Annotated in this window: 5 protein-coding genes; 4 read left to right on the forward strand and 1 reads right to left on the reverse strand. The window is 74.2% G+C overall.

What is annotated here, in order from left to right:
- Both ACFE60_RS17090 and ACFE60_RS17095 read left to right on the forward strand, forming a co-directional pair.
- Window positions 1-421: alpha/beta fold hydrolase (locus ACFE60_RS17090; RefSeq protein ID WP_375390061.1), on the forward strand; the 421-nt coding region annotated here is incomplete at its 5' end.
- Between the two features lie 32 nt (window positions 422-453).
- On the forward strand, window positions 454-1,875 hold the full coding sequence (locus ACFE60_RS17095; RefSeq protein WP_375390062.1) for an APC family permease: 1,422 nt from the start codon (window positions 454-456) through the stop codon (window positions 1,873-1,875).
- A 92-nt stretch (window positions 1,876-1,967) separates the two neighbouring features.
- Here the strand turns inward: ACFE60_RS17095 and ACFE60_RS17100 are convergent, their stop codons facing one another.
- Window positions 1,968-2,726, reverse strand: a complete 759-nt coding sequence (locus ACFE60_RS17100; protein WP_375390063.1) for an IclR family transcriptional regulator — start codon at window positions 2,724-2,726, stop codon at window positions 1,968-1,970.
- A 79-nt stretch (window positions 2,727-2,805) separates the two neighbouring features.
- On the opposite strand from ACFE60_RS17100, the gene hutH reads away from it, so the two are divergent.
- Complete coding sequence (hutH, locus tag ACFE60_RS17105) at window positions 2,806-4,344, forward strand: histidine ammonia-lyase (RefSeq protein WP_375390064.1); 1,539 nt, start codon at window positions 2,806-2,808, stop codon at window positions 4,342-4,344.
- 16 nt (window positions 4,345-4,360) lie between these two features.
- A partial coding sequence (locus ACFE60_RS17110; protein ID WP_375390065.1) for a urocanate hydratase occupies window positions 4,361-5,771 on the forward strand: 1,411 nt, incomplete at its 3' end.

Raw genomic sequence — 5,771 nt, forward strand, 5'->3', positions numbered from 1 at the left:
CCTCGCCGCGACCCAGGTGTTCTACGACCGGCACGTCTGCCGGGTCGTGCCGATGCCGCAGGACTTCGTCGACAGCGAGCGGCAGATGGAGGCGGAGCCGACCGTCTACCACACGATGAACGGCGTCAACGAGTTCTTCGTCACCGGGACCCTGCAGGACTGGACGGTGGTCGACCGGCTCGACGCGGTCGCCGTGCCGACCCTCGTGATCGCCGGCGAGCACGACGAGGCGACCCCGATCACCTGGGCGCCGTTCGTCGAGCGGATCCCCGACGTGCGCGAGCACGTGTTCCCCGGTGCGAGCCACTGCACGCACCTCGAGCAGCCGGAGGCGTTCCGCGCCGTCGTCGCCGCCTTCCTCGCCGACCACGACGGGGCGGCCACCGCCGACCCCGCGGTCGCCGTGCCCAGCCCCTCCTGAAGCGCCCGCCCCTCCACCACCGAAGGAACGCCATGTCCGCCAGCACCGAGAACCAGCGCACGCTGGAGTCGTTCGGCTACAAGCAGGAGCTGAAGCGGTCGGTCTCGACCGTCGACCTGCTCATCTACGGCCTGATCTTCATGGTGCCGATCGCCCCGTGGGCGATCTTCGGCACCGTCTACAACAGCGCCGCCGGGATGGTGCCGCTCGTCTACCTGATCGGCCTCGTCGCGATGATCTTCACCGCGCTCGCCTACGCGCAGATGGCGAAGTCGTTCCCGCTCGCCGGCTCCGTGTTCTCCTACGTCGGCCGCGGCATCCATCCCGCGCTCGGCTTCTTCGCCGGCTGGGCGATCCTGCTCGACTACCTGCTGGTGCCGACGCTGCTGTACGTGTTCGCCGCCGAGTCGATGGTCGGCATCTTCCCGGGCTCCGCCCGCTGGGTGTGGGCGCTCGTCTTCGTCGCGATCAACACCGCGGTGAACCTGCTCGGCATCTCCTCGATCAAGCTCGCCAACCGGGTCTTCCTGGTGATCGAGCTCGTGTTCGTCGTGATCTTCATCGTGATCGCGGTGACGGCGATCAACGGCGGCACGATCCCCGGCGCCGAGTGGAGCACCGACCCGATCTGGACGCCGTCGGAGGTGAGCGGTCCGCTGATCGCCGCCGCGCTCTCCATCGCGGTGCTCAGCTTCCTGGGCTTCGACGGCATCTCCACCCTCGCGGAGGAGTCGACGGGCCGGAGGAACGCGGCGGGCCGGGCGATGATCATCGCCCTGCTCATCGTCGCGGTGCTGTTCATCACGCAGACCTGGCTGGCCGCCCTGATGGCCGGCGGCCGGGACGCGTTCTCCGACACGGAGGTCGGCAACGCCTTCTTCCTGCTCGTGCAGCAGGCGGCCGGCACCGGCTGGCAGAACGCCTTCTTCGTCGTGAACGTGCTGGCGGTGGGCATCGCGAACGCGATGGCGGCGCAGGCCGCGACGAGCCGTCTGCTCTACTCGATGAGCCGCGACCGGCAGCTGCCGGCCATCCTGTCCCGCATCAGCTCGCGGCAGGTGCCGCTGTACGCGGTCCTCGCCGTCACGGCGCTGACCGTCGTGCTGGTGCTGTTCTTCGTCGGCCAGCTCGCGCTGATCTCGTCGCTCGTGAACTTCGGCGCGCTGTTCGGCTTCTGCCTGCTGCACGTCGCGGTGTTCTGGCACTACATCGTGAAGCAGCGGTCGCGGAACTGGCTGCTGCACGGCGTGGTCCCGGTGCTCGGGTTCCTGATCATCGGCTACGTGCTGGTGAACGCCGACCCGCTCGCGAAGATCGGCGGCCTGGTCTGGCTGGCGATCGGCGCGATCGTGTTCGGCATCAACCGGGCCCTCGGCCGCAAGCCCGAGCTGACGATCCGCGAGGACGTCCCGACCTCGGGGGAGGGGACCGGCGCGGCGGAGCGCACCCCCTGACCTCTCGCGGATCCGGATGGATCCGACGACACGCCGCCCGATGCGCCTCGCGCCCGGCGTGTCGGACGATCGATCCGGATCCGCGAACGGTCTCAGGCGCCGAGGCGCCTGGCGAGCAGCGCCGCGTGCTCGGCGACCACCGCGGCCAGGTCCGCCCGGTCCTCCGGCGCCTCCTGTCCGCGCTCGAACGTGACCGCGAGCGCCGCGACCGGCCAGCCCGCGTGATCGCGCACCGCGACGGCCACGGACGCGACGCCCTCGGTCACCTCGCCGTCTTCGACGGCCCAGCCCCGCGCCGCGGCGGCGGCCAGCACCCGCCGCAGGTCGGCGGAGGAGCGCGGCCCGCCGGTGCCGCGCTGCGCGAAGGCGGCCGCGTCCGGGAACAGCGCGCGGACCTGCGCCCGGGGCAGCGCGGCCAGCTGCGCGAGCCCGCTCGCGGTGACGTGCGCGGGCAGCCGCACGCCGACGTCGGTGACGAGGGCACGGCGGCGGGGGGCGCGCTCCTCGATCAGGTACAGCACGTCCCGGCCGTGCAGCGCGGCGAGGTGCGCGTTCTCGCCGACCCGGTCGACGAGCGCCTCGACGATCGGCCGGCCCAGCCGGGTGAGCGGCGCCTGCCGGTGGTACCCGCCCGCCAGCTCGAACGCGGCGATGCCGATGCCCCAGCGGTGCGCCTCCGGGAACCGCAGCACGAAGCCCTCCTGCTCCAGCACGCCGAGCAGGCGGTAGACGGAGGCGCGCGGCAGCCCGGTCGCGCTCGCGAGCTGCCCGGCGGCGACCGGTCCGCGCGCGGCGCCGAGGTGCGCCAGGATCCGCAGCGCACCGCGGGCGGCTGGCGCGGCGTCGGACACCGGCGAAGTGTCTCACGGGTGAGACACCGACCGATCGTCCGGCCTCGCGCGCCCGGGCGCCGGAGCGGACGATGGGCCCGTGCCGACCGTGATCGTGGGAGCAGCGCCGCTGGGCGTCGGCGAGGTGGTGGCCGTCGCGCGGGACGGCGCGCGGGTCGAGCTCGACCCCGCAGCGCGTGAGCGGGTCGCCGCCTCCCGGGCCGTCGTCGACGCCCTCGCCGCGGATCCCGCGCCGCACTACGGCGTCTCCACCGGGTTCGGCGCGCTGGCGACGACCTTCATCGCCCCGGACGAGCGCACCCGCCTGCAGCGCAGCCTGATCCGCAGCCACGCGGCCGGCACCGGGCCGGTCGTCGAGCGGGAGGTGGTGCGCGCGCTGATGCTGCTGCGCATCGGGACGCTCGCGACGGGTCGCACCGGCATCCGGGCGTCGACCCTCGACGCGTACGTCGCGATCCTGAACGCGGGGATCACGCCCGTGGTGCACGAGTACGGGTCGCTCGGCTGCTCCGGCGATCTCGCGCCGCTCGCGCACTGCGCGCTCGTGCTGATGGCGGAGGGCCTCGTTCACGACGCGTCCGGCGGCATCGCGGCCGCCGGCGACGCGCTGGCCGCCGCGGGCATCGCGCCCGTCGAGCTCGCGGAGAAGGAGGGGCTCGCGCTCGTCAACGGCACCGACGGCATGCTCGGCATGCTCGTGCTCGCCCTCCACGACCTCGCCGGCCTGCTCGCGACCGCGGACGTCGCCGCGGCGATGTCCGCCGAGGCGCTGCTCGGCACCGACGCGGCATGGGCCGCCGACCTCGTCGCGCTGCGGCCGCAGGCCGGGCAGCAGGTCGCCGCCGCGAACCTGGTCGCCGTGCTGGCCGGGTCGCCGATCCGGGAGAGCCACCGCGGCCCGGACCACACCGTCGTGCAGGACGCGTACTCCCTGCGCTGCGCGCCGCAGGTGCACGGCGCCGCCCGCGACACCTGGTCGCACGCGGCCGTGGTGGCCGAGCGGGAGCTGGCGAGCGCCATCGACAACCCGGTCGTCACGCCGGACGGCCGGGTCGAGTCGAACGGCAACTTCCACGGCGCCCCGATCGGGTACGTGCTCGACTTCCTGGCCATCGCGGTCGCCGACGTGGCGAGCATGTCCGAGCGGCGCACCGACCGCCTCCTCGACCCGAGCCGCAGCAACGGCCTGCCCGCGTTCCTCGCGCACGACGCCGGGGTCGACTCGGGGCTGATGATCGCGCAGTACACGGCCGCCGGGCTGGTGTCGGAGCTGAAGCGGCTCGCGGTGCCGGCGTCCGTCGACTCGATCCCGTCCTCGGCGATGCAGGAGGACCACGTCTCGATGGGGTGGCACGCGGCCCGCAAGCTGCGGCGGTCGGTCGACGCGCTGGCGCGGGTGCTCGGCATCGAGGTGCTCGCGGCCGCCCGCGCGCTCGACCTGCGCGCACCCCTGCAGCCCGCGCCCGCCTCCGCCGCCGTGCGCGACCGGCTGCGCGAGCACGTCGCGGGACCCGGCCCGGACCGCTTCCTGGCCCCCGAGCTCGAGGCCGCCGCCGCGCTCGTGCGCGACGGCCGCATCCGCACCGCCGCCGAGCAGGTCACCGGGCCGCTCGGCTGAGAGGACGGGGCAGGACATGACGAGGACCACGATCCGCGCCGCGCGGGGCACCGAGCTGTCCGCGAGGAGCTGGCAGACCGAGGCGCCGCTCCGCATGCTGATGAACAACCTCGACCCCGACGTCGCCGAGCACCCGGAGGACCTCGTGGTGTACGGCGGCAGCGGCAGGGCCGCCAGGTCGTGGGAGGCGTACGACGCGATCGTCCGCACGCTGCGCGAGCTCGACTCCGACGAGACCCTGCTCGTCCAGTCCGGGAAGCCGGTCGGGGTGTTCCGCACCCACGAGTGGGCGCCGCGGGTGCTGATCGCGAACTCGAACCTGGTGCCCGACTGGGCGACCTGGCCCGAGTTCCGCCGGCTCGAGGCGCTCGGGCTCACGATGTACGGCCAGATGACCGCAGGCTCCTGGATCTACATCGGCACGCAGGGGATCCTGCAGGGCACCTACGAGACCTTCGCCGCGGTCGCCGAGACGCTGCGCGCGAAGGGCGGGGACGGCTCCCTCGCCGGCACGCTGACGGTGACGGCGGGCGCGGGCGGGATGGGCGGCGCGCAGCCGCTCGCGGTCACCCTGAACGGCGGCGCGGTGCTGATCGTGGACGTCGACCGCAGCCGGCTGGAGCGGCGTCGCGCGCGGCGCTACCTGGACGAGGTCGCCGACGACCTCGACGACGCGCTCGCCCGGGTCCTGGCGGCGAAGGCCGAGCGGCGGGCGCTGTCCGTCGGTCTCGAGGGCAACCAGGCGGAGGTGCTGCCCGAGCTGCTGCGCCGCGGCGTGCCGGTCGACGTCGTGACCGACCAGACCAGCGCGCACGATCCGCTGATGTACCTGCCGGCCGGGGTGCCGTTCGGCGGGTGGCGCGAGCGCGCCGATGCGGACCCGGAGGGGTTCACGGCCCTGGCCCGCGAGTCGATGGCGGCCCACGTCGCGGCGATGGTCGGGTTCCAGGAGGCGGGTGCGGCCGTCTTCGACTACGGCAACTCGCTGCGCGCGGAGGCGCGGCTGGGCGGCTTCGACCGCGCGTTCGCCTTCCCGGGCTTCGTGCCCGCCTACATCCGCCCGCTGTTCGCGGAGGGGAAGGGCCCGTTCCGGTGGGTCGCGCTGTCCGGCGACCCCGCCGACATCGCCGCGACCGACCGCGCGATCCTCGAGCTGTTCCCCGACGACGAGCGGCTGCGCCGCTGGATCGAGGCGGCGGGCGAGCGGATCGAGTTCGAGGGCCTCCCGGCGCGCATCTGCTGGCTCGGCTACCGGGAGCGGCACCAGGCGGGCCTGCGATTCAACGAGATGGTCGCATCGGGCGAGCTGTCGGCCCCGATCGTGATCGGCCGCGACCACCTCGACTCCGGCTCCGTCGCCTCCCCGTACCGCGAGACGGAGGCGATGGCGGACGGCGCCGACGCGGGCGCGGCCTGGCCGCCGCCGC

Source organism: uncultured Amnibacterium sp., assembly GCF_964245895.1.
GTDB lineage: Bacteria > Actinomycetota > Actinomycetes > Actinomycetales > Microbacteriaceae > Amnibacterium.